At 73.4% G+C, this 19,706-nt stretch carries 26 protein-coding genes; 10 read left to right on the plus strand and 16 right to left on the minus strand.

The window, feature by feature from the left end:
- The first annotated feature begins 16 nt into the window (after window positions 1-16).
- The 4 genes from ACRQ4C_RS12685 (at window position 17) to ACRQ4C_RS12700 (ending at window position 3,580) form a co-directional block, all read left to right on the plus strand.
- Window positions 17-667: a GntR family transcriptional regulator gene (locus ACRQ4C_RS12685; RefSeq protein ID WP_290131122.1), complete on the plus strand. Its 651-nt coding sequence runs from the start codon at window positions 17-19 to the stop codon at window positions 665-667.
- Between the two features lie 99 nt (window positions 668-766).
- Complete coding sequence (locus ACRQ4C_RS12690) at window positions 767-1,222, plus strand: MarR family winged helix-turn-helix transcriptional regulator (RefSeq protein ID WP_058724303.1); 456 nt, start codon at window positions 767-769, stop codon at window positions 1,220-1,222.
- A gap of 278 nt (window positions 1,223-1,500) precedes the next feature.
- The gene (locus ACRQ4C_RS12695; protein WP_439688871.1) at window positions 1,501-2,376 is read left to right on the plus strand and encodes a phospholipase; all 876 of its coding nucleotides are present in this window, start codon (window positions 1,501-1,503) and stop codon (window positions 2,374-2,376) included.
- A gap of 58 nt (window positions 2,377-2,434) precedes the next feature.
- Entirely contained in the window at window positions 2,435-3,580 is a 1,146-nt protein-coding gene (locus ACRQ4C_RS12700) for a low temperature requirement protein A (protein WP_439688872.1), read from the plus strand.
- A 27-nt stretch (window positions 3,581-3,607) separates the two neighbouring features.
- Here the strand turns inward: ACRQ4C_RS12700 and ACRQ4C_RS12705 are convergent, their stop codons facing one another.
- From ACRQ4C_RS12705 to ACRQ4C_RS12720, 4 genes are read right to left on the minus strand one after another with little or no spacing between them, the layout of a single operon-like run.
- Window positions 3,608-3,916, minus strand: coding sequence for a hypothetical protein (locus ACRQ4C_RS12705; RefSeq protein ID WP_290131119.1), 309 nt, complete (start codon window positions 3,914-3,916; stop codon window positions 3,608-3,610).
- Window positions 3,913-4,566 (minus strand): hypothetical protein, encoded by a 654-nt coding sequence (locus ACRQ4C_RS12710; RefSeq protein ID WP_290131118.1) that lies wholly within the window; start codon window positions 4,564-4,566, stop codon window positions 3,913-3,915. The genes ACRQ4C_RS12705 and ACRQ4C_RS12710 overlap by 4 nt, the downstream gene beginning before the upstream one ends.
- On the minus strand, window positions 4,563-5,117 hold the full coding sequence (locus ACRQ4C_RS12715; protein ID WP_439688873.1) for an RNA polymerase sigma factor: 555 nt from the start codon (window positions 5,115-5,117) through the stop codon (window positions 4,563-4,565). Before ACRQ4C_RS12715 ends, ACRQ4C_RS12710 begins: the two co-directional genes overlap by 4 nt.
- Before the next feature lie 56 nt (window positions 5,118-5,173).
- Window positions 5,174-5,326, minus strand: coding sequence for a hypothetical protein (locus ACRQ4C_RS12720; protein ID WP_290131116.1), 153 nt, complete (start codon window positions 5,324-5,326; stop codon window positions 5,174-5,176).
- Between the two features lie 117 nt (window positions 5,327-5,443).
- Here ACRQ4C_RS12720 and ACRQ4C_RS12725 point away from each other — a divergent pair, with 117 nt between their 5' ends.
- On the plus strand, window positions 5,444-6,073 hold the full coding sequence (locus ACRQ4C_RS12725; RefSeq protein ID WP_439688874.1) for an MOSC domain-containing protein: 630 nt from the start codon (window positions 5,444-5,446) through the stop codon (window positions 6,071-6,073).
- A gap of 70 nt (window positions 6,074-6,143) precedes the next feature.
- Here ACRQ4C_RS12725 and ACRQ4C_RS12730 read toward each other — a convergent pair whose 3' ends face one another.
- Window positions 6,144-6,527, minus strand: coding sequence for an MmcQ/YjbR family DNA-binding protein (locus ACRQ4C_RS12730; protein ID WP_290131114.1), 384 nt, complete (start codon window positions 6,525-6,527; stop codon window positions 6,144-6,146).
- Between the two features lie 73 nt (window positions 6,528-6,600).
- Between ACRQ4C_RS12730 and ACRQ4C_RS12735 the strand changes: the two genes are divergently transcribed.
- On the plus strand, window positions 6,601-6,900 hold the full coding sequence (locus tag ACRQ4C_RS12735; RefSeq protein ID WP_206556241.1) for an excalibur calcium-binding domain-containing protein: 300 nt from the start codon (window positions 6,601-6,603) through the stop codon (window positions 6,898-6,900).
- A gap of 110 nt (window positions 6,901-7,010) precedes the next feature.
- On the opposite strand, the gene epsC is transcribed toward ACRQ4C_RS12735, so the two are convergent.
- The 3 genes from epsC to ACRQ4C_RS12750 form a co-directional block, all read right to left on the minus strand.
- Window positions 7,011-7,595, minus strand: a complete 585-nt coding sequence (epsC, locus tag ACRQ4C_RS12740) for a serine O-acetyltransferase EpsC (protein WP_290131112.1) — start codon at window positions 7,593-7,595, stop codon at window positions 7,011-7,013.
- On the minus strand, window positions 7,592-8,530 hold the full coding sequence (gene cysK / locus ACRQ4C_RS12745) for a cysteine synthase A (protein WP_290131111.1): 939 nt from the start codon (window positions 8,528-8,530) through the stop codon (window positions 7,592-7,594). Before cysK ends, epsC begins: the two co-directional genes overlap by 4 nt.
- Window positions 8,531-8,945: 415 nt before the next feature.
- Window positions 8,946-9,971, minus strand: coding sequence for a dipeptidase (locus tag ACRQ4C_RS12750; protein ID WP_439688875.1), 1,026 nt, complete (start codon window positions 9,969-9,971; stop codon window positions 8,946-8,948).
- A gap of 52 nt (window positions 9,972-10,023) precedes the next feature.
- On the opposite strand from ACRQ4C_RS12750, the gene ACRQ4C_RS12755 reads away from it, so the two are divergent.
- Window positions 10,024-10,617, plus strand: a complete 594-nt coding sequence (locus ACRQ4C_RS12755; protein WP_439688876.1) for a GNAT family N-acetyltransferase — start codon at window positions 10,024-10,026, stop codon at window positions 10,615-10,617.
- Complete coding sequence (locus ACRQ4C_RS12760) at window positions 10,614-11,075, plus strand: SRPBCC family protein (protein ID WP_439688877.1); 462 nt, start codon at window positions 10,614-10,616, stop codon at window positions 11,073-11,075. The genes ACRQ4C_RS12755 and ACRQ4C_RS12760 overlap by 4 nt, the downstream gene beginning before the upstream one ends.
- 7 nt (window positions 11,076-11,082) lie before the next feature.
- On the opposite strand, the gene ACRQ4C_RS12765 is transcribed toward ACRQ4C_RS12760, so the two are convergent.
- Window positions 11,083-11,802, minus strand: a complete 720-nt coding sequence (locus ACRQ4C_RS12765) for a VIT1/CCC1 transporter family protein (protein ID WP_290131107.1) — start codon at window positions 11,800-11,802, stop codon at window positions 11,083-11,085.
- Window positions 11,803-11,984: 182 nt separating this feature from the next.
- Here ACRQ4C_RS12765 and ACRQ4C_RS12770 point away from each other — a divergent pair, with 182 nt between their 5' ends.
- Window positions 11,985-12,713 carry a VOC family protein gene (locus tag ACRQ4C_RS12770; RefSeq protein WP_439688878.1) on the plus strand — a complete coding sequence of 243 codons (729 nt, stop codon included), beginning with the start codon at window positions 11,985-11,987 and terminating at the stop codon, window positions 12,711-12,713.
- Here ACRQ4C_RS12770 and ACRQ4C_RS12775 read toward each other — a convergent pair.
- Both ACRQ4C_RS12775 and ACRQ4C_RS12780 read right to left on the minus strand, forming a co-directional pair.
- Window positions 12,670-13,164, minus strand: coding sequence for a GNAT family N-acetyltransferase (locus ACRQ4C_RS12775; protein ID WP_290131105.1), 495 nt, complete (start codon window positions 13,162-13,164; stop codon window positions 12,670-12,672). The genes ACRQ4C_RS12770 and ACRQ4C_RS12775 overlap by 44 nt on opposite strands.
- A gap of 4 nt (window positions 13,165-13,168) precedes the next feature.
- Complete coding sequence (locus tag ACRQ4C_RS12780) at window positions 13,169-14,572, minus strand: LLM class flavin-dependent oxidoreductase (RefSeq protein WP_439688879.1); 1,404 nt, start codon at window positions 14,570-14,572, stop codon at window positions 13,169-13,171.
- A gap of 195 nt (window positions 14,573-14,767) precedes the next feature.
- Between ACRQ4C_RS12780 and ACRQ4C_RS12785 the strand changes: the two genes are divergently transcribed.
- The gene (locus tag ACRQ4C_RS12785) at window positions 14,768-15,724 is read left to right on the plus strand and encodes a helix-turn-helix transcriptional regulator (protein WP_439688880.1); all 957 of its coding nucleotides are present in this window, start codon (window positions 14,768-14,770) and stop codon (window positions 15,722-15,724) included.
- 28 nt (window positions 15,725-15,752) lie between these two features.
- Here ACRQ4C_RS12785 and ACRQ4C_RS12790 read toward each other — a convergent pair whose 3' ends face one another.
- The 5 genes from ACRQ4C_RS12790 to ACRQ4C_RS12810 all read right to left on the minus strand — a co-directional run bounded on the left by ACRQ4C_RS12790 (window position 15,753) and on the right by ACRQ4C_RS12810 (window position 19,652).
- Complete coding sequence (locus ACRQ4C_RS12790; protein ID WP_439688881.1) at window positions 15,753-16,202, minus strand: DUF6234 family protein; 450 nt, start codon at window positions 16,200-16,202, stop codon at window positions 15,753-15,755.
- 4 nt (window positions 16,203-16,206) lie between these two features.
- Entirely contained in the window at window positions 16,207-16,659 is a 453-nt protein-coding gene (gene sufU, locus ACRQ4C_RS12795) for a Fe-S cluster assembly sulfur transfer protein SufU (RefSeq protein WP_290131101.1), read from the minus strand.
- A complete protein-coding gene (locus ACRQ4C_RS12800) occupies window positions 16,656-17,963 on the minus strand; it encodes an aminotransferase class V-fold PLP-dependent enzyme (RefSeq protein ID WP_439690905.1) in 1,308 nt (435 codons plus the stop codon). The genes sufU and ACRQ4C_RS12800 overlap by 4 nt, the downstream gene beginning before the upstream one ends.
- Window positions 17,964-18,066: 103 nt before the next feature.
- Window positions 18,067-18,279 (minus strand): antitoxin, encoded by a 213-nt coding sequence (locus ACRQ4C_RS12805; protein ID WP_290131100.1) that lies wholly within the window; start codon window positions 18,277-18,279, stop codon window positions 18,067-18,069.
- Between the two features lie 89 nt (window positions 18,280-18,368).
- Window positions 18,369-19,652 carry a chloride channel protein gene (locus ACRQ4C_RS12810; protein ID WP_439688882.1) on the minus strand — a complete coding sequence of 428 codons (1,284 nt, stop codon included), beginning with the start codon at window positions 19,650-19,652 and terminating at the stop codon, window positions 18,369-18,371.
- Window positions 19,653-19,706: the final 54 nt, after the last annotated feature.

The following is a 19,706-nucleotide window of genomic DNA, read 5'->3' on the forward strand; positions in this document are numbered from 1 at the left end:
CGAGGAGGGTCCCCCGATGCCGGTCCCCACCAGCGCACCCACCGAGCACCAGCTGCTCCGCGACACCGTCCGCGCGAAGATCCACGACGCGATCATGGACGGCACGCTGGAACCGGGCGAGCGACTCAACGACGACGAGCTCATCGCCTGGCTCGGTGTCTCCCGGACCCCCATCCGCGAGGCCCTCAGCCAGCTCGCCCGCGCCGGGCTCATCGAGATGGCGCCGAACCGGTACACCCGGGTGACCACGCCCAAGCCGGACGAGGTCGTCGAGGCGTTGCAGACCCTCGGTGTGCTGTTCGGCGGCGTCGTGCGCCTCGCGGTCCCCCGGCTCGGGTCCGCGAGCCGGAAGGAGATCCTCGCCGCGCTCGACACGACGATCGCCGAGTTCGAGGCCCACGACGTCACCGCGGTGAACCACGACGCCCTCGACGTGTTCGGACTCTACGTCGCCGAGTGCGGCAACGCCGACCTGCAGCGCGTGTGCCGCGACACCACGGACGGACTCGGGTTCCGACTCCGCCTGCCGAACCTCGACGAGCTCGTCGACTGGGACCGGATGACCGAGGACTTCAAGCGGCTCCGGGCGGCGACCGAGGCCGGCGACAACGTCGCCGCCGAGCTCGCGACCGAGGCGATCCACCAGCTCCCGGGCGAGAAGCACTGAGAACCCTGTACGTCCGGACAGGGACGGTCGTACCGGCCGCTCCCAGCCTGCCCGGTAGCATCTGGACGACCCCCTGAGAGCCGAACCCGGAGGCCACCCATGAGCGCTCGCGAGACCGACCGGACCGCCATCGCGGCCCGACTCGCGGCAGCGGTCGGACGCATCAACCGACGTGCCCGCACCGACTCCGCCTCACTCGGGTACGGCATCGTGTCCGCACTCGCGACGATCGAGCGCGAAGGGCCCCTGCGACCGGGCGACCTCTCCCGCCTCGAGGTGGTCACGAAGCCCACCATGACGCGGATCCTGACCGAACTCGAGCAGCGCGGTTTCATCGAGCGCGAGGCCGATCCGCGGGACGGACGGGCGTTCATGGTGAGCGCCACGCCGGCCGGTGTCGCAGCGGTCGAAGAAGCACGGTCGCAGCGCACGGGCATCGTCGCCGAACTCATCCACGACCTCCCCGACGCGGACGTCGACGCGATCGCGAACGCCCTCGGCGTCCTGGAGCGCATCGCGCAGGGCGAGCGCACCCAGGAACCTCCCACCTCCTGACCCCTGATCCGGTCGTTACCGAACCGTTACCAACGGGCGGACGGACCGTTCTGCCAGTGTTCCTGGACGCGCTGCCCAGCGTGACGCGTCATCGTGTCGGCTCCGCCACGGCGTGACCTCCCACGGTCACCGGAGGGCGGACGGACGGGCCCCACACCACCGTCCGGGCCTCACCCGACTCGCGGACCCGACGGTCCCACCGTCCCCGACCTCCACGCCTCCCCCACCCCGGCGTGCCCGGGACGGTCCGCGCCCGAGTCGGCCGACCACCGGAACCGATGAAGCGACGCACCACCGAACTCCCCACGACCACCGCCTCCACCCGACGCGAGGCCCTCGACTCCCCCTCCCGACGCGTGCGGCGGGCCGTCCGCAACCGGACGACCCTCGTCGCCGCGGGCGCAGCCGTCCTGGCCGTCGCCGGCGGCGGTGTGCTGGTCGGGACGCAGCCCGCACTCGGCGAGGCGCTCGGCGTCCCGACGGCCAGCCCGACGTCCGCTCCCGCGCTCGACGGCACCGCGCTCGACCGCGCCCAGGCGCAGGCCACGATCTCGAGCGCGCAGGTCGTGCTCGCCGACGCGAACCACAAGACCGACACCGCGGAACTCGAGCAGCGCGTCGACGCACTCGACGACTACCGCACGCTCTCCGGCGCCGCGCTGACGAATCGGATCGCGTCCACCGTCGCCGCCACGCAGCAGGTCGCCGAGGCCAGCGCCGCGCAGGACAAGTCCGACGTCGATGCGAAGCGTGCCGCGGCCGAGCAGGCCGCCGCGGAGAAGGCAGCAGCCGAGAAGGCCGCCGCCGAAGCCGCCGAGCGGGCACGCAAGCTCGCCGCGGGCAACACGGTGGCGGGTGCGAAGGCGACCGCGAGCTCGCTCGCGTCCTCGCAGTACGGCTGGGGCTCCGACCAGTTCCAGTGCCTCGACAACCTCTGGACCAAGGAGTCCGGGTGGAACTACCGCGCCGTGAACAGCAACGGCGGGGCGACCGGCATCCCGCAGGCACTCCCCGGCTCGAAGATGGCGACGATCGGCTCGGACTGGCAGACCAACGCCACCACCCAGATCAAGTGGGGTCTGCAGTACATCGCCGACGCGTACGGCACCCCGTGCGCCGCGTGGGGGCACTCGCAGGCGTCCAACTTCTACTGATCCTTCCGGATCTCCCGGCCGTCTCGTGGTCGCGCCCGGAGTGCGGTAGGCATGCTCCGTGACCACGACCGGACTGCGCCGCATGGCGCCGCGCGACCCCGCCGAGGCGCACCGCGCCGCGAGCCCGCTCGAGCTGCTGTTCGACCTCGTCTTCGTCGTCGCGGTCGGGTTCGCCGCGACGAACCTGCACGAGATCGAGGCCGAGGGACACGTCAGCACCGCGATCGTCGCCTACGCGTTCGTGTTCTTCGCGATCTGGTGGGCGTGGATCAACTTCACGTGGTTCGCCACCTCGTTCGACACCGACGACTGGCTGTACCGCGTCACCACGTTCGTCCAGATGGCCGGCGTGCTCGTCCTCGCCGCCGGGGTGCGCCCGTTCATGGCCGAGGGCGACCTCACGATCGCCGTCGTCGGGTACGTCGTCATGCGCCTCGCCCTCGTCGCACAGTGGCTCCGCGCCGCGGGGTCGTCGCCCGAGTACCGCCGGACCGCGCTCCGGTACGCGGTCGGCATCGTCGTCGTCCAGGTGCTCTGGGTGCTCGCCCTGGCCGTTCCAGAGGCCGCGCGCCCGTGGGTGGTCCCCGTGCTGATCCTGCTCGAGGTGCTCGTGCCGCCGTTCGCCGAGCAGGGGTCGCGGACCACCCCGTGGCACACGCGGCACATCGCCGAGCGGTACTCGCTGTTCACGCTCATCGTCCTCGGCGAGGGACTCGTCGCGTCCGCGAGCGCGGTCATCGACGGCATCGCCGACGCCGACCACCTCGGGCCCCTGCTCGTGCTCGCCGCCGCGGGCCTCGTGATCGTCGCCGGCATGTGGTGGATCTACTTCTCCCGCGAGCAGCACGCGCACATCCGGTCCCTCCGGACGGCACTCGTGTTCGGCTACGGCCACTACGTCGTGTTCGCCGCAGCAGGAGCGTTGCCCGCCGGCATCGAGGTGGCCGTGAGCGCCGACGCGGGCGACGCGGACCTGTCGCACGGCACCGTCGCGGCGACGATCGCCGTCCCGGTCGCGCTGTTCGTGCTGGCGATCTGGGCGCTCGCGCTGCGTCCGTCGCTGTCGGTCGGTCGGAACGCCCTCGTCGTCGTGCTGGCGCTCGGGATCGCGGCCTCGGTCCTCGTCCCCGAGGTGTCGGTCGTCGTGACCGCGGGCCTCGTCGCGGCGATCGTGGTCGTGCTGGAGGTGGCGGACCGACGGTGACCACCGCCGGTCGACGCTCGGGAGCGGTCAGCCGATCCGGGCGACGCGGACGTCGACCCGGCTGAGGGCCAGGCCGTGCTCGGTGGCCGCGGCGAGTGCGGCGACGTGTGCCTCGTGGGCGGTCTCGGGCGCCGGCCGGGACAGGTCGGTGCCGATGACGATCCGGAGCACGTCACCGTCGAGGACGACGCGGCTCGGTGCCGTCCGGGCGGCCAGGCTCTTCACCGCGGACACGGTGCTGCCGAGGGTGGGCCGGGCGCGGTAGAGGTCGGCGACCCCGGGGACCTCGAGCACGGCGGCCTCGACGGCGCCGAGGATGTCGTCGGCGGGGCTCATGCGTCCTCCTCGGGGGCTGCGTCGGCGGCGGTGTGGCGGGCATCGGCGTCGGTGTCGTCCGTGCGGGGCAGCAGGTCACGGACGACGACGTCGACCGAGTCGACCACGAGGTCGGTCTGGTCGGCGAGGACCCGGGCGACGGTCTCGCGCACCTCGGCGGCGACCGTGCGGATCGTCGCCCCGGAGCGCACCGCGATCTCGACGACGACCCGGACCGGCGCCCCGAGCTCGGTCACGTCGCCCTCGAGCGTGCAGCGCGCGATGAGTGCGTCGCCGACGCCGTCGCCGGCGCTGCGGACGAGGGACCGGATGGCGCCCTCGGTCATCACCGGACGTTCGGTCGGCGCCGCCGGGCGGAGCGGGACGTCACGGCCGGCACGGGCCTCGAGCGAGATGTTCGCGAGGACACCGCTCACCCAGGACTCGTCGGCCGGGGCCTCCTCGGCGGCGGCGGCCTCGAGGGAGCCGAGGGACGTCTGCCGGAGCCGGACGAGGGCGGCGAGCGCGTTCTGGCACGCCGGGGAGTCGTCGATGGTCGGGTCCGCGGGCTGCATGCCCGCGTCGAGGTAGTCGGCCAGCTCGTCGATCGAGTGGCCGTCGAGGTCGTCGGGTTCGAGGGACTCGAGCCGGACGTGCTCGGGATCGGTCATCGCCATCCCTCCATGAGACGGATCATGTTCTTCCGGGCTCGGGACAGCAACCCGCGGACGGTCGAGACGGGGAGGTCGAGCTCCTCGGCGATCTGGTCGTACGAGTACTCGAGCACCTCCTTCATGAGCCAGCACCGGCGCTGCGCTTCGGGGAGCTCGGCGAGGGCGGTCTCCACCGCTTCCTCACGCGAGCGTGCCTCGGCGACCCGTTCCGGAGCGTCGTCCGACGGCGCCTCGACCTCGATCTCGGTGACGTCGTCGTGGAATCGACGGGCCCGGATGCGGTCGATGCACTTCCGGCTGAGGATGCGCATGAGCCAGGACTTGACCTTGGCGTGGTCCTCGAGGCGGTCGAGCCGGTCCCAGGCCGTGATGAACGTCTCCTGCACGACGTCGTCGAGCTCGTCGGTCGACCCGAGTGTGCGGCGTGCGTACGCCCGCAGCAGGGGCGTGTAGCGGCGGATGAGGACCTCGAACGCCCGGACGTCGCCGTCGGACGACCGGCCCGCGAGGACGGCGTCGTCGAGGTCGGTGAGGAACTGGTGGGGCACGGGATCCTTCTACCGGGGTCGGATGGGGTCTTCCTGAGCACGGGTGGACGTCCCGCTCACCGGGCACCTGCGCGGAACCCGTGCGCCGAGGTCACCCGGAACGGTCCGACCGGCCGAGCGGCGAGGGCACGGACCCGCGCCTGCGCGAGCAGGTGCGTCCGCGCGGTGCGGTGACGGGGGTCGGTGCGCGGGTTCGGGGTGTCGGTCATGGTCGTTCCTCCTCGGGCCGTGGAGACGGCCTCCACCGACAGGACGGAGCAGGACGGCACTTCGTCACACGCGGCACCCGACTTCTGCCGCTGGCCTCCGTACGGCATGCTGGTGCCGTGCCCCTGGTGACCGCCGTCTGCCGCGTCGAGCGGCTCCTGCCCGACTCCGGGACGATCGGCGTCACGGCCATCGACAAGCGTCCGGTCGAGGGGCCGGTCCGGGTCCGCCCGCTCGGCCTGTACGCCGACGTGCAGGCCGACCGGAAGCACCACGGCGGCGAGGACCAGGCGGTCTACGCGTACGCGGACGAGGACGCCGCGTTCTTCGCCGACGCACTGGGCCGCGACGTCCCGCCGGGGCTGTTCGGTGAGAACCTGCGGACCTCGGGGCTCGACGTGACCGGCGCGGTCACCGGCGAGCGCTGGCACGTCGGCGACTCCCTCGTCCTCGAGGTCACGATCCCGCGGATCCCGTGCGGTACCTTCGCCCGCCGGATGCGCGTCGACAAGTGGGTCCGACGCTTCACGGAGGAGGGTCGTCCCGGCGCCTACTTCCGCGTGGTCCGGTCCGGGCCGGTGCAGGCCGGTGACGGCGTCGAGGTACGAGACCGGCCGGACCACGGCGTGACGATCGGCGAGCTCTTCGCCGGGGTCAGCGCCGAACGCGCGCGTGCCGTCCTCGACGCGGGTCGTCCGGTGGCGCCGAAGGTGCGGGTCCTGCTCGACAAGGCACTCGCACGCGGCTGACCCAGCGGGTCGTCGTGTCGGTCGGGTCGTCGTGTCGGTCGAGACGTCGCGTCAGGCCGGGAGCGCTCCGTCAGTCGGGCAGGGTGCGGCGGACGGGGTCGATCGGTCGCTTCGCGCGCGGCAGCCCGGCGACCACGAGGTCGTACGCGTTCGCGACGAGGTCCTCCACGAGGGTCTCGTCGATGCCGTCCCCGGGCGCGAGGGTGATCCAGTGCCGCTTGTTCATGTGCCAGCCCGGCGTCACCTCGGCCAGGTCGCGGACGAGCGCCGCTCCGTGCGGCGGGGCGCACTTCAGGTTGACGATCGGGACGCCCCGCAGCTCGGACGTCATGACGAACATCTTGCCGACCACCTTGTAGACGACGGCTCCCTCGCCGAACGGCTGCGTCTCCTCGACCGCTGGCAGACCCATCGCGGTCCGCGCAGCCACCTCGTGCAGGCTTGCTCCGTCCATGCCCCCAGCATGCCCGAGGTCGGGCCCCGATCGGGGGTATGAGTGATCCTCGCGGTGGCCCTAGTCTGAGCGGATGCAGATGACCCGAACCCTCAGCATGGCGGCCGCGAGCGTCGTCCTCGCCGCCACCGCCGTCGTCGGCGGCGCCTCGGCCGCACAGGCAGCCCCCACTGTCTACAAGAACTGCGACGCCGTGCACCGCGTGTACTCCGGCGGGATCGCGAAGAAGTCCGTCACCAAGAACAAGGTGACCTCGGCCGGCAAGGTGACGTACCGCGCACTCAAGGGCACCGTCAAGAAGGACGACAAGCTCTACGCGGCCAACAAGAAGCTCGACCGCGACGCCGACGGCATCGCCTGCGAGAAGAGCTGACCCGACCACGCACCGGACGAGGCCCGGCGCGCACGGAGCGCGCCGTGCCTCCCGTCCGGGACCGCGACCGGAGGTCGCTGCGACCCGTGTCGCCGCGACCGGGCTGCGCGTCAGAGCGGGGGCACGCCCTCGTGACCGGAGCGCGGGCGGGCCGTCCCGGCCACACCGGTCACCACCGACCCCGCCGGCACGTCCTTCGTGACGACCGTGTTCGCGCCCACGACGGAGTCCGCGCCGACCGTGATCGCCCCGATGAGGGACGATCCGGCACCGAGCACCACCCGGTCCCCCACCCGCGGGTGCCGCCGCGCGCCCGGCCCGTGCTCACCGCCCCGGCCGCCGAGCGTCACGCCGTGGAAGAGCACCACGTCGTCGCCGACGACCGCGGTCTCGCCGATGACGACCCCCATGCCGTGGTCGATGAAGAACCGGCGGCCGATGCGCGCGCCCGGGTGGATCTCGATGCCGGTGACCGACCGGGCGACCTGCGCGACGACCCGGGCGGCGAAGCGCGACCCCGGCAGTCCACGCGCGAGCCAGAGCCGGTGCGTCAACCGGTAGGTCCAGATCGCGTGCAGGCCGGAGTAGACGACCGCGTTCTCGAGGTCCCCGCGTGCTGCGGGGTCACCGCGGCGTGCTGCGGCCAGGTCCTCCCGGATGGTCCGCAGCACGCCGCGCCGACGGGCTGACGTCACGCAGTGAGCCCCTCGAAGAGCACCGTCGAGAGGTAACGCTCACCGGTGTCGCAGACGATCGCGACGATGCGCTTGCCGGCGTTCTCCGGGCGGGCACCGACCTCGATCGCGGCGTGGATGATCGCGCCGGAGGAGATGCCCGACAGGATGCCCTCCTGCGTCCCGAGGTCTCGGGCCACGCGCAGGGCGTCGTCGAGCTCGACGTCGAAGACCTCGTCGATGACGCTGCGGTCGAGGACCTCCGGCACGAAGTTCGCGCCGATGCCCTGGATCTTGTGCGGGCCGGCCTTGCCCTCGGTCAGCAGCGGCGAGTCCTTCGGCTCGACGGCGATGACCTGGACGCCCGGCACGCGTTCCTTGAGGACCTGACCGACACCCGTGATCGTGCCGCCCGTGCCGACGCCCGCGATGAACACGTCGACGTGTCCCTCGGTGTCGCGGAGGATCTCCTCGGCGGTGGTCCGGCGGTGGATGGCGGCGTTCGCGGGCGTCTCGAACTGGTGCGCCAGGATCGCTCCGGGGGTCTCCTCGACGATCTGCTCGGCGCGCGCCACGGCACCCTTCATGCCCTCGGGGCCGGGCGTCAGGACGACCTCGGCACCGTAGGCGCGGATGAGGGCGCGACGCTCGACGCTCATCGTCTCGGGCATCGTGATGACCACCCGGTAGCCGCGGGCCGCACCGACGAGGGCGAGGGCGATGCCGGTGTTGCCCGACGACCCCTCGACGATCGTGCCGCCGGCCTGCAGCTCGCCGGACTCCTCGGCCGCGTCGATGATCGCGACGCCCAGGCGGTCCTTGACGCTCGCGCCGGGGTTGTAGAACTCGAGCTTCGCGAGGATCTCGGCGCTGCCCTCGCGCGGCAGCCGGTTCAGCCGGACGAGCGGGGTGTTCCCGAACGCCTGCGAGATGTTGTCGTGGATGGTGCCGCTCATCTGGTCCGTTCCTCCGGGTCGGGCCGCGCCGCCGTCAGGGGCGGTCCGGCGTGCGGTGCGCTCCTGTGCGCCTGCGGTGCGAGCCTACCGAGCGGAGCCGGGTTCGCCCTGGTCCGTGACGCGCCGGTACGAGGCACGGTGCCGCGGAGCACCGCGTCCGCCGGGCGCCGAGCACCGCGTCCGCCGGGCGCCGGGCACCGGGCACCGGGCGCCGGGCACCGGGCACCGGGCACCGGGCACCGGGCGCCGGGCACCGGGCACCGGGCGCCGGGCGCCGGGCGCCGGATCGAACCTCGGGAACGACGTCGAACCGGGTCACGAGGCCGGTTCGACGTCGTCCCCGTGGTGCGACACGCGCGACGTGCCGAACACGACGCAGGCCGAGCCGCGCCGTGGCGCGTCGCGTCGCGTCGCCTCAGCCCACCCCCGTAGTCCGCGCGAACGCCTCGTCCGTCGCCTCGAGCACCCGCAGCACGTTCCCGCCGGCCAACGCCAGCAGGTCGTCGTCGTTCCACCCCCGCCGGACCAGCTCGTCCGCCAGGACCGGGTACCGCGACACGTCCCGCAGGTCCGGCGGCAGCACCGGCGTCCCGTCGTAGTCGCCACCGATCCCCACGTGCGCGATGCCGGCGACGTCGCGGGCGTGCTCGACGTGGTCCGCGACCTCCGCCACGGTGACGAGCGGCGCCTCCCCCACCGACCCGTCTGCTTCCCAGTCGGCGTAGGCCCGCGACACGAACGCCGGCACGAAGGTGATCATCACGACACCGCCGTTGTCCGGCAGCCGCTCGAGGACGTCGTCGGGCACGTTCCGCGGGTGGTCGCACACGGCCCGGGTGGACGAGTGGCTGAAGAGCACGGGCCGGGTCGCGACGTCGAGCGTGTCGTGCATCGTCGCGGGGGCGGTGTGCGACAGGTCGACGAGCATGCCCGTGCGCTCCATCTCCGCCACGACCTCGCGGCCGCGGTCGGTGAGGCCGCCGTGCGGGTGCGCGCCCGTCGCCGAGTCCGCCCAGGGGGTGTCGTCGTTGTGCGTCAGGGTCATGTAGCGGACCCCGAGGCGTGCGAACGACCGGAGGACGGCGAGGTCGTCGCCGATCGAGTGGCCGCCCTCGGCGCCGAGCAGCGACGCGATGCGTCCGTCGGCCACCGCTGCCCGCACCTCGGCCGCGGTCCGGGCGAGGGCGAAGGTCTCCGGGTACCGCTCGACGATCCGGAGCGCGAGGTCGATCTGCTGCAGCGTCGTCCGGACGGGGTCGGGTTCGGAGCAGGGCACGAACACCGACCAGAACTGCCCGACCACCCCGCCCGCCCGGAGCTTCGGCACGTCGGTGTGGAGCGAGCCCTCCTCGGTGTCGATGCCCTCGACCCCGGAGCCGTGGGTGTCGCGCCGCTCCCAGGGCAGGTCGTTGTGGCCGTCGATCACCGGGAACACAGTCATCCGCCGACGGTACCGCAGCCGCCCGCGGTCGCCCCGTCGCTAGGCTCGGCCCATGGACCCCGTGACGTTCAGGACGGACCGCCTGGTGCTCTCGCCGCCGGAGCAGTCCGACGCCGACGCCGTCATCGCGTACGCCACGGACCCGGACGTCATCGCGTACACCCCGGTCCCCGTGCCGTACTGTCACGCCGAGTTCGCGGAGTGGCTCGAGCGGTGCCGTACGGGCTGGGTCGAGGGCTCCCGGCTCGCGTGGGCGATGCGCCGCGCCGAGGACCCGCGGTTGCTCGGCACGGTCGAGCTGTTCGGCATCGCGGACGGGTCCGCGGAGGTCGGCTACGCCGTCCACCCCGACGGCCGCGGGCACGGGTTCACGACGGAGGCGGTCTCCCGCATCGTGGACTGGGCGTTCGCCGAGCCGCCGCACGGCCTCGGCCTCGTCCGCGTGCAGTGGCGTGCGATCGCGACGAACCGTCCCTCCGCCGCGATCGCCCGCCGCGTCGGCATGTCGTTCGAGGGCCTCCGACGCTCGGCCAGCGTGCACCGTGGTCGACGACACGACGAGGCGCTCGCCGCGGTCCTCCGCGACGACGACCGGTCGGCTCCGCAGGGCTGGCACGCCGCCCCGTACGGCTGGCCCGCCGCGTGACGGTCCGGTTCCGGCTCGACACCCACCTCGACTGCCCGCCCGAGCAGGCGTTCGCGCTGTCCCTCGACATCGGCACGCACGAGCGCTCCCTCGCCGGGACGGGCGAGCACGCCGTCGGCGGCGTGACGACCGGCAGGATCGGCCTCGGCGAGACGGTCACGTTCCGCGCCCGCCACCTCGGCGTCGTCTGGCGGCTCACGAGCCGCATCACCGCACTGGAGGCTCCACACCGGTTCGTCGACGAACAGGTGCGTGGGCCGTTCGCCCGGTTCCGGCACGAGCACCGCTTCGAACGCGCCGGCACCGGCACGCGGATGGTCGACGACGTCGTCGTCACGGCGCCCTTCGGGCCCGTCGGACGGCTCGCCGAGCTCCTCGTCCTGGACGGCTACCTGCGCCGGCTGCTGTCGACGCGGAACGCCGCGCTGGCCGCCGAGGCGGCCGCAGCCGAGGCCTGACCGGACGTCAGACCGCGTGCGCCCCGAGCAGCGCACCGGCGGCGTAGGTCGCGGCGAGCGCCAGTGCGCCACCCACGACGACGCGGATCGTCGCACGGCCCCGGGCAGCCCCACCGAGCGCAGCACCGGTCGCCCCGGTGACGGCGAGCGCGACGAGGACGGCCACGACGGTCACCGCGACCCGCACGGCCTCGGGCGCGAGGAGCATCGCGAGGAACGGCAGCGCCGCCCCCGTGGTGAAGGTCGCCGCGGAGACCCAGGCGGCACGCCACGGGCTGACGACCTCGTCCTCGGCGTCGCGGAGGGCGGCCTCGGCCCGGAGCGCTCGGACCTCGGGTCGGACGAGCTCGGCCGCGACCGAAGAGGCCACCTCCGGCGCGACCCCGAGCCCCCGGTAGTGCGCCGCGATGGTGTCGGCGTCCTCGGACTCCGCCTCGAGCTGCGCCTGCTGCGCGGCCTGACCGGTGCGCTGGGCATCACGGGCACCGCTCACGGAGACGTACTCGCCGAGCGCCATCGAGACCGCCCCGCCCACGAGCGCTGCGGTGCCGGCGGCGATGACCGGGCCGGTCCCGGCGCCCGCCCCGGCGACGCCGACGAGCACGGCGGCGACGGACACGATGCCGTCGTTCGCACCGAGCAGTCCGGCGCGGAGCCAGTTGAGCTTCGCGGCGCTGGTGGCGTCGTGATCGGTGGCGGGGAGCACGAGGTCCGATGCGGTCGACATGCGACGAGGATGCCACCGTCCAGGACGTTCCGCCAGCAAGGTGAGGCTGCCCTGACCTGGGGTTTCGTGGTGAGGGCAGCCTCACCTGCGCGACCGCCCGACACTGCGGGAAACCGCACCCTTCCCCGCATCGGAGACACCCCCGGCGAGGAGTCGGACGGCCCGGATGACACACTCCAGCCATGGGCAGGGGAATCAGGATCGACCACGTGGGCGTCACGGTGCCGGACATCGACGCTGCCACGGCGTTCTTCGAGGCGGCACTCGACGCCGTGTTCCTCTACGACGTCCGGAGCCGGACCGAGGAGCCACGGAGCACCCCGGAGGTGCACGGCTACCTCGGGATCCCGTCGACCATGGCGCAGGGTGCCATCCGGATGCTCGCGCTCCCGGAGGGGCCCGGGCTCGAGCTGTTCGAGTACCTCGGGCCGGACCAGCACTCCCCCGCCGCACCGTCGGACCTCGGGTGGCAGCACGTCGCCCTGTACGTGGACGACATCGACGCCGCGCTCGAGAAGGTCGAACGAGCCGGCGGACTGCGGAACTCCGACCCGCGGGAGCTGCGCGGCGTCGAGGCCGGCGAGGGCAACCGCTTCGTGTACACCCGGACGCCGTGGGGCTCGACGCTCGAACTCGTGAGCTACCCGACCCCGCAGCCGTACCTGCTCACCGCGCCCCGGGCGAAGTGGGAGCCGTGGCCGTCCCCCGAGGACGCGCGGCGCGAGCCCGTCGGGGCACTGCGGACCGCCGTCGCGTCGTGGGCGGACGGCTCCCCGTTCCGCCGCGCGGGCGTCGACGCACTGCACCCCGAGCCGGTGCCCGCCTGGTCGGCACTCCTGGCGGCGACGTGGCGAGCGGTCGCCGCCGTCATCGCCCCCCGGCGACCCAGGCGCGCGTCGATCGACCGCTGAGCGGGTGTGCGAAGGGCTCGCCGGCCGGCCGGAACCCGGCACCGCGGTAGAGCCGGACGGCGGGAGCGTTGTCCTCGAGCGCGTGCAGGACCACCCGCGGGTGTCCCGCGCGGCCCGCCGCGGTGACGGCCGCCTCGAGCAGCTCCCGCCCGACGCCACGGCCCTGTGCCCGCGGCGCCACCGCCAGGAGCGACAGGTACGCCGCGTCGGCCGGGTCGCCGGCACCACCGGTGCCCGGTGCCGTCACGAGCACGAAGCCGGCGATGCCCGCGCCGTCCTCGGCCACCACGAGCGCGACCCGGTCCACGCCGAACTTCGTCACTGCGCGTCGGCGCACGGCGTCGGACTCGGGGAGACCGTCACGGACGGCGACGGCGGACACCCAGAGGTCCGTGCACGCCGTGTCCTCGTCCCCCGAAGCTGCACGGAGGACGAAGGACGGGAGGGTCATCCGGTCAGCCTACGACCGACCGCTCGCCGATCCGGTAGCCGGCACCCCGGTGCTCCTCGGGCAGCCGGTCACCGCGTCCGTGCAGCTTGTGCCGGAGCGACCCTTCCTCGTACCCCTCGGGGTAGACACCGCGGGCGCGGAGCTCCGGCACGACGAACTCGATGACGTCCTCCCACGTGCCCGGCGTCACCGCGTAGGCGAGGTTGAACCCGTCGACGTCGGTCTGCTCCTGGATCCGCTGCAGCGTGTCCGCGATGGTGGCGCCGGAGCCGACCGCGACCGGTCCGAGTCCACCGATCGCGGTGTGCCGGGCGAGGTCCCGGATGGTCCACTTCGAGCCGTCGGTGCCCTCGGCCGCGGAGATGTTCGCCGCCGCCGACTGGATCGCGTTCGACTCGACGTCACCGAGCGGCTCGTCGAGCTCCCACTGCGCGAGGTCCACGCCCATCCAGCCGGAGTTCAGCACGAGGGCACCCTCCTCCGACGCGTACGACAGGTAGTCCTCGTACTTCGCCTGGGCGGCCTCGTCGGTGGCGTCCGTGATCACGGTGAGCAGTGAGTAGACGCGGGCGGCGTACCGGTCGCGACCAGCTGCCTCCAGGGCGTCCCGGATCTTCGTGACGGTCGCGGCCAACTGCGGCAGGGTCGGCGCCGCGACGAACACCGCCTCGGCGTTCTCGGCCGCGAAGCGGACGCCTCGCGGGGACGCACCGGCCTGGTAGATGACGGGCGTGCGCTGCACCGACGGCTCGGAGAGGTGGATGCCCGGGACGTCGAAGTGCTTCCCGTGGTGCTCGATCGGGTGCACCTTCGCCGGGTCGGTGAAGACGCCGGTCGCACGGTCCTCCACGACGGCGTCGTCCTCCCACGAGCCCTCCCAGAGCTTGTAGAGCACCTCGAGGTACTCGTCCGCGACGTCGTAGCGGTCGTCGTGCGACAGCTGGTCCGTCTGCCCCATGTTGCGGGCCGCGCTCGGCAGGTACCCGGTCACGACGTTCCACCCGACCCGGCCCTTCGTGAGGTGGTCGAGCGTCGACATGCGCCGCGCGAACGGGTACGGGTGCTCGTAGGCGGTCCCGGCGGTGATGCCGAACCCGAGGTGCTCGGTCACCGCCGCCATCGCCGAGACGAGGAGCACGGGGTCGTTCACGGGCACCTGCGACCCGGTCCGGAGCGCCGACTCGTCCGACCCGCCGAACACGTCGTACGTGCCGAGGACGTCGGCGATGAAGATGCCGTCGAACGCGCCGCCCTCGAGGATCTTCGCGAGGTCCGTCCAGTACGACAGGTCGTTGTAGTGCCGCGAGCGGTCACGGGGGTGGCGCCACAGCCCGGAGGACTGGTGCGCGACGCAGTTCATGTCGAACGCGTTGAAGCGGATCTGCCGGGGTTCGCTGTCGGTCGTCACGGTCGCGACGCTACGGGCGGGCCGTCGCGTCCGCCACGGACGTTGCGTCGTGTGACACGCCCGGCCGGGAGGCACGGGTGCGGCCCGTCCCACGGCTCGCGTCCGGCGGGCGCACCGTCCGCAGCGCGCGGGTGCGCTGTCCGCACGCCGAACGATTGCTGGGCACCGGTGCGCTCGCCACGGCAGGATGCAGGGGTGCCCCAGACCATGCAGCGCACCCGGTGGTCCGCGACGACCCAGGACCCGGCCCAGGCATCGGAGCAGCTCCGCGCGCTCCCCGACCTGCGTCGCGTCGACGTCGAGCCCGGCGCCGACGGCTTCGCGTTCGACATGCGTCGGCGCGGGACCGACCTGCTCTCCCTGTGGTCCTCCGCGTCCTCGGGCGAGGTCCGTGGCGAGGTGCAGGCCGACACCGCGATGGTCCTCTTCTGGTTGAAGTCCGGCACCGGCGCCGTCGACGAGGACCACGACGTCCCGACCGGTCGTCCGTCGCTCTTCCGCCACGACCCCCAGCACGTGCGGTGGACCGGGTACGAGCTCGACCTCATCCGCATCGACCGACGGACCGTCGAGGAGGTCGCCGCCGAACGGGGTGCCTGGCGTCCCGGGCCGCTGCGCTTCCAGCCGCACCACATCCCCGAGGGCCCCGCGCTCGCCGCGTGGTGGCTCATGGTCCGGACCGTGGCAGCCGAGGTGCTCCGCGGCCCCTCCGTCGTGCCGGAAGCCCGCGAGCGGGAGCTGACGCGCTTCGCCGCCGGTGGGCTCCTCACCGCGATCCCGCACTGGCCGATCGGCGAGCAGGGGCCGCCCCCGACCGCAGCGGCCGCCCGGTTCGCGCGCGCCGAGGGGTTCCTGCTCGACCACGCCACGGAGCAGATCTCGGTCGAGGACGTCGCCGACGCCGCCGGCCTGAGCATCCGCGGGCTGCAGGAGGCGTTCCGGCGGCACCACGGCGTCACCCCGACGACGTACCTCCGGCGGATCCGGCTGCTGCTCGCACGGGAGCAGCTCGAGTCCGGCGAGGCCGAGAGCGTCGGCGACGTCGCCCGTGCGGTCGGGTTCGGCCACCTCGGGCGCTTCGCGAGCAGCTACCGCGCAGAGTTCGGCGAGCTGCCCCGCGAGACGTGGTCGGCGTCGCGGAGGGACCGCTGAGTCCGCCGCGTTCGCCGGTCTCGCCGAGTCACCCGCCGTACTGGGCGCAGCTGTCCGTGCCGCTGTAGCAGGGGTGGTAATCGTCCGGCAGGGGGCCGGACCCACCGTCGTCGTGCCACCGCCCCTGCGGCACCGAGAGGACGACGGCCGCCACGAGGACGACCGGTACGAGCGTCAGGGTCGTGAAGGCGACCCACCGCACGCCGGCGCGGACGGCGAGCACGAGGGCGGCGACGAGGAGCAGGCCGGCGAGGACGAGCAGCCCCTCGTACCGGTGGACGGCCGCGGGCGACTCGTCCGGCCCGTCGAACAGGCGGAGCGTGGACACGAAGTTGCCGAGCAGCACGACGGGCATGCTGCAGAAGAGCAGGCCGGCGGTGACGGCGAGCCGGCGCTCCACACGGCGACCGCGCCCACGTCGGCGCTCGGTCTGGTGTCGCGCGTACTCGGCCGCGACTCGATCCCCCGGGGTCGTCACGCGATCATGGTGCCACGGCGGTGGCCTCGCGCGCGGCTGCCTCGGCGGCGACCCAGGCGAGCATGCCGCACTTGACCCGCATCACGAACTTCGAGACGCCGTGGAACGCGACGAGGTCCTCGAGGACGTCCTCGTCGGGCTCGCCTGCCCCGCGGGAGCGCATCATCTCGCGGAACGCCTCCGTGAGCGCGAGGAACTCGGGGACGGTCCGGCCGGCTGCCATGTCGGTGAGCACGGACGCGGACGCCATCGAGATCGAGCAGCCGTCGCCCTGCCACGCGAGCTCGGCGATGCGGTCGGTCCCCGGTTCGAGCCGGACCCGGACGGTGATCTCGTCGCCGCAGGTCGGGTTGCGCTCGAAGTGCTCCGCGTCCGCGGACTCGAGGGGGCCGTCGCCGTGGCGGGCCCTGGCGTGGTCGAGGATGACCTGCTGGTAGAGGGAGTCGAGGGCGTTCACCGGGCGGCCCCCTCGCTCGAGGCGCCGAAGTAGTCGCGGATCTCGCCGACCGCCTGCACGAAGCGGTCGACGTCCGACTCGGTCGTGTACACGTAGGTGCTCGCCCGGGTCGTCGCGACGAGCCCGAGGCGACGGTGCAACGGCTGGGCGCAGTGGTGGCCGGAGCGCACCGCGATCCCCTGCGCGTCGAGGTACTGGGCGACGTCGTGCGCGTGCACGCCGTCGACGTCGAAGGACACCAACCCCGAGCGGGGCACCCCGGCCGGCGGCCCGACGACGCGGATCCCGGGGACACCGGCGAGCCCGTCGAGCATGCGCTGCGCGAGGTGCTCCTCGTGCGCGCGGACCTGCTCCGTGCCGAGCCGCTCGAGGTACCGGACGGCCTCGGCGAGGGCGACCGCCTGTGACACCGGCTGCGTCCCCGCCTCGAAGCGCTCCGGCGCCGGCATGTACTCGCTCGACTCCATCGTCACGGTGGTGATCATCGAGCCGCCGGTGCGGAACGGCGGCAGCGCGTCGAGGAGCTCCGCGCGGCCCCAGAGGACGCCGATGCCGTTCGGCCCGAGCATCTTGTGCCCCGAGAACGCCGCGAAGTCGACACCGAGCTGCCCGAGGTCGAGCGGCCGGTGCGGTACCGACTGGCAGGCGTCGAGGACGACGAGCGCCCCCTTCGCGTGGGCGAGCACGACGACCTCGGCGACCGGGGCCACCATGCCGGTGACGTTCGAGACGTGGGCGAAGGCGACGACCTTCGTGCGGTCGGTGATGTGCTCGGCAGCGTCCGCGGCTGTCCAGGTGCCCTCGTCGCTGACGGGGACCCAGCGCAGCGTCGCGCCCGTGGTCGCGGCGAGCTCCTGCCACGGGACGAGGTTCGCGTGGTGCTCGGCCTCGGTGACCAGGACCTCGTCGCCGGGCCCGATCCGGAAGCGCTCGGCGGCGGGACCGCCCCGGCCGCGGCTGGCGTTCGCGAAGCCGTACGCCACGAGGTTGAGGGCGTCGGTGGCGTTCGCCGTCCAGACGACCTCACGCGGGGCGGCTGCGCCGACGAAGCGCGCGACCGTGGCCCGCGCGTCCTCGTAGGCGTCGGTGCTCAGCGCCGCGAGCGTGTGCGCGCCGCGGTGGACCGCCGCGTTGTCGCGCTCGAGGAACGCGCGCTCGGCGTCGAGCACCTGGCGCGGGCGTTGCGCGGTGGCGCCGGAGTCGAGGTAGGCGAGCGGCTGCCCGTTCACCTCCTGCTGCAGGATCGGGAAGTCCGCGCGGATGCGCAGCACCTCGTCCTCGGTGAGCGGTGTGCTCGGTCCCACGATGGTCACGACTGGTCCTCCCGGTGTCGCCGGTCACGCGACGACCCGTCAATCGTGGTCGTTGTTCCCGCCGACGTCCAGTCGGACCGTCGTGGACCCCGTGCTACTCGTTGCCGACGTGCTTGTCAGCGGTGTCGCGCGCGCTGTCGATCTTGTCGTCGAACTTGCCACCGGTGGCCTTCTTGACGGCATCGGCGACGCCGTCGAGCACCTTGTCGCTGACGCCCTCGGCCTTCTCGCTCTTCAGCGCGTCCTGCACCTTGCCGTCCTGCAGGAACTGCTGCGCCTTCTTGGTGATGTCGTCGAACCCGGCCATGATCGGCTCCTCCACTCGGGCGGAGCACGTCCGCCCCGCGTGCGGCCGATGGTAGGCGTTCGGCCCGTCGGTGTCCGGGCGCCACCTGCTCAGGCCATCTGGGCGCTGCGGCGGCGGGCGAGCACGTACGAGACGGCGACCGACCCGGCGACGGCGAGCAGGGCGGGCACGAGGATGTCCGTCCCCTGCTGGGTGAACTCCACGACGAGCACGAGTGCCGTGAAGGGCGCCCGCATGGTCGTCGCGAGGAACGCCGCCGCGCCCACGAACGCGAACGCCGCGAGCGACGTCGAGTCGACGGGCCAGAGCAGCAACCACAGCCCGCCGAGGCCGCCGCCGATGGCCGAGCCGATCGCGATGGACGGGGTGAGGGTGCCGCCGACCGCTCCGGCGCCGATGGTGACCGCGGTGGTGGCGGTCTTCAGGATCCCGAGGACGAGCAGCAGCAGGATCGGGACGAGCCCGAGTACGGAGGCGTCGTCGAGGGCGGCGTTCATCGCGACGACGCCGAGCGCCCGACCGTTGCCGAGGACCTCGGGGAACGGCACCGCGACGAGCCCGACGAGCGCGAACGCGACCGGGAGCACGACGAGCAGGTGCCAGCCCTTCGGCGCGATCCCCTGCAGCCGGTTCGTCAGCTTCACGAACCCGACCCCCGCGAAGCCGAGGACCGGCCCGACGACCACCGACCAGACGAGCAGCGACTCCGACATCGGCATCGCGGGCACGTGGTAGAGCACCTCGTCCGGGATCACGAGCCGTGCGGTGAAGGCGGCGATCGCGCTCGTCGCGAAGGCCGGCAGCGCGGTCGCGAAGGTGAGCTCGCCGAGGAGCACCTCGACCGCGAACAGGGCCCCGCCGAGCGGCACGTCGTACACGGCGGCGAGGCCGGCTGCGGCACCGCACGCGACGAGGATGCGGGTCTCCCGGGCCGTGAGCCCCGCACGGACGGTCACGAGCTGGGCGAGCCACGCGCCGAGCTCACGCGGGGCCACCTCCTTGCCGATGGAGCCGCCGAGGCCGACCGCGAGGATCTGCACGCCCGCGTTCGCGACGGTCGAGAGCGCGGGCATCCGCTTCCCGGAGACCGCGGCGGTCACGGCGACCGTGGGTCTCGCCCAGCGTCGGAGCGCCCACCACGCGACCGCGGTCAGGACCCCGGCCGCGGCGACCGCGAGGAACCGGCGCCACCCGGAGTCGGCGTCCGCTGCCTCGAGGTGTCCGCCGAAGGGGAAGCCGAACGCGACGAACTGGATCAGCTGGAGCGCGAGCCACACCGCGACGCCGGCGATGCCGCCCGCGACGCCGACGAGGGCGGTGACGACGGCGATGCGGAGCGCCCAGATCGGGGTGGCGTGACCGGTGCGCGGCATGGCGACGAGCCTACCGAGCACCGGTCACAGGTCCGACCGCCGTGACGCCGGACG

Source organism: Curtobacterium sp. SP.BCp (assembly GCF_051903255.1).
Lineage (GTDB): Bacteria > Actinomycetota > Actinomycetes > Actinomycetales > Microbacteriaceae > Curtobacterium.

Bases quoted from the DNA above. Each gene is read 5' to 3' on its own strand.
- ACRQ4C_RS12690 (WP_058724303.1), top strand. From the start codon at position 767: ATGAGCGCTCGCGAGACCGACCGGACCGCCATCGCGGCCCGACTCGCG.
- ACRQ4C_RS12695 (WP_439688871.1), top strand. From the start codon at position 1,501: ATGAAGCGACGCACCACCGAACTCCCCACGACCACCGCCTCCACCCGA.
- ACRQ4C_RS12775 (WP_290131105.1), bottom strand. From the start codon at position 13,164: ATGACCCTCCCGTCCTTCGTCCTCCGTGCAGCTTCGGGGGACGAGGAC.
- ACRQ4C_RS12705 (WP_290131119.1), bottom strand. From the start codon at position 3,916: ATGAGCCCCGCCGACGACATCCTCGGCGCCGTCGAGGCCGCCGTGCTC.
- ACRQ4C_RS12685 (WP_290131122.1), top strand. From the start codon at position 17: ATGCCGGTCCCCACCAGCGCACCCACCGAGCACCAGCTGCTCCGCGAC.
- cysK (WP_290131111.1), bottom strand. From the start codon at position 8,530: ATGAGCGGCACCATCCACGACAACATCTCGCAGGCGTTCGGGAACACC.
- ACRQ4C_RS12770 (WP_439688878.1), top strand. From the start codon at position 11,985: ATGGGCAGGGGAATCAGGATCGACCACGTGGGCGTCACGGTGCCGGAC.
- ACRQ4C_RS12750 (WP_439688875.1), bottom strand. From the start codon at position 9,971: ATGACTGTGTTCCCGGTGATCGACGGCCACAACGACCTGCCCTGGGAG.
- ACRQ4C_RS12810 (WP_439688882.1), bottom strand. From the start codon at position 19,652: ATGCCGCGCACCGGTCACGCCACCCCGATCTGGGCGCTCCGCATCGCC.
- ACRQ4C_RS12755 (WP_439688876.1), top strand. From the start codon at position 10,024: ATGGACCCCGTGACGTTCAGGACGGACCGCCTGGTGCTCTCGCCGCCG.
- ACRQ4C_RS12765 (WP_290131107.1), bottom strand. From the start codon at position 11,802: ATGTCGACCGCATCGGACCTCGTGCTCCCCGCCACCGATCACGACGCC.
- ACRQ4C_RS12710 (WP_290131118.1), bottom strand. From the start codon at position 4,566: ATGACCGATCCCGAGCACGTCCGGCTCGAGTCCCTCGAACCCGACGAC.
- ACRQ4C_RS12735 (WP_206556241.1), top strand. From the start codon at position 6,601: ATGCAGATGACCCGAACCCTCAGCATGGCGGCCGCGAGCGTCGTCCTC.
- ACRQ4C_RS12805 (WP_290131100.1), bottom strand. From the start codon at position 18,279: ATGGCCGGGTTCGACGACATCACCAAGAAGGCGCAGCAGTTCCTGCAG.
- ACRQ4C_RS12730 (WP_290131114.1), bottom strand. From the start codon at position 6,527: ATGGACGGAGCAAGCCTGCACGAGGTGGCTGCGCGGACCGCGATGGGT.
- ACRQ4C_RS12720 (WP_290131116.1), bottom strand. From the start codon at position 5,326: ATGACCGACACCCCGAACCCGCGCACCGACCCCCGTCACCGCACCGCG.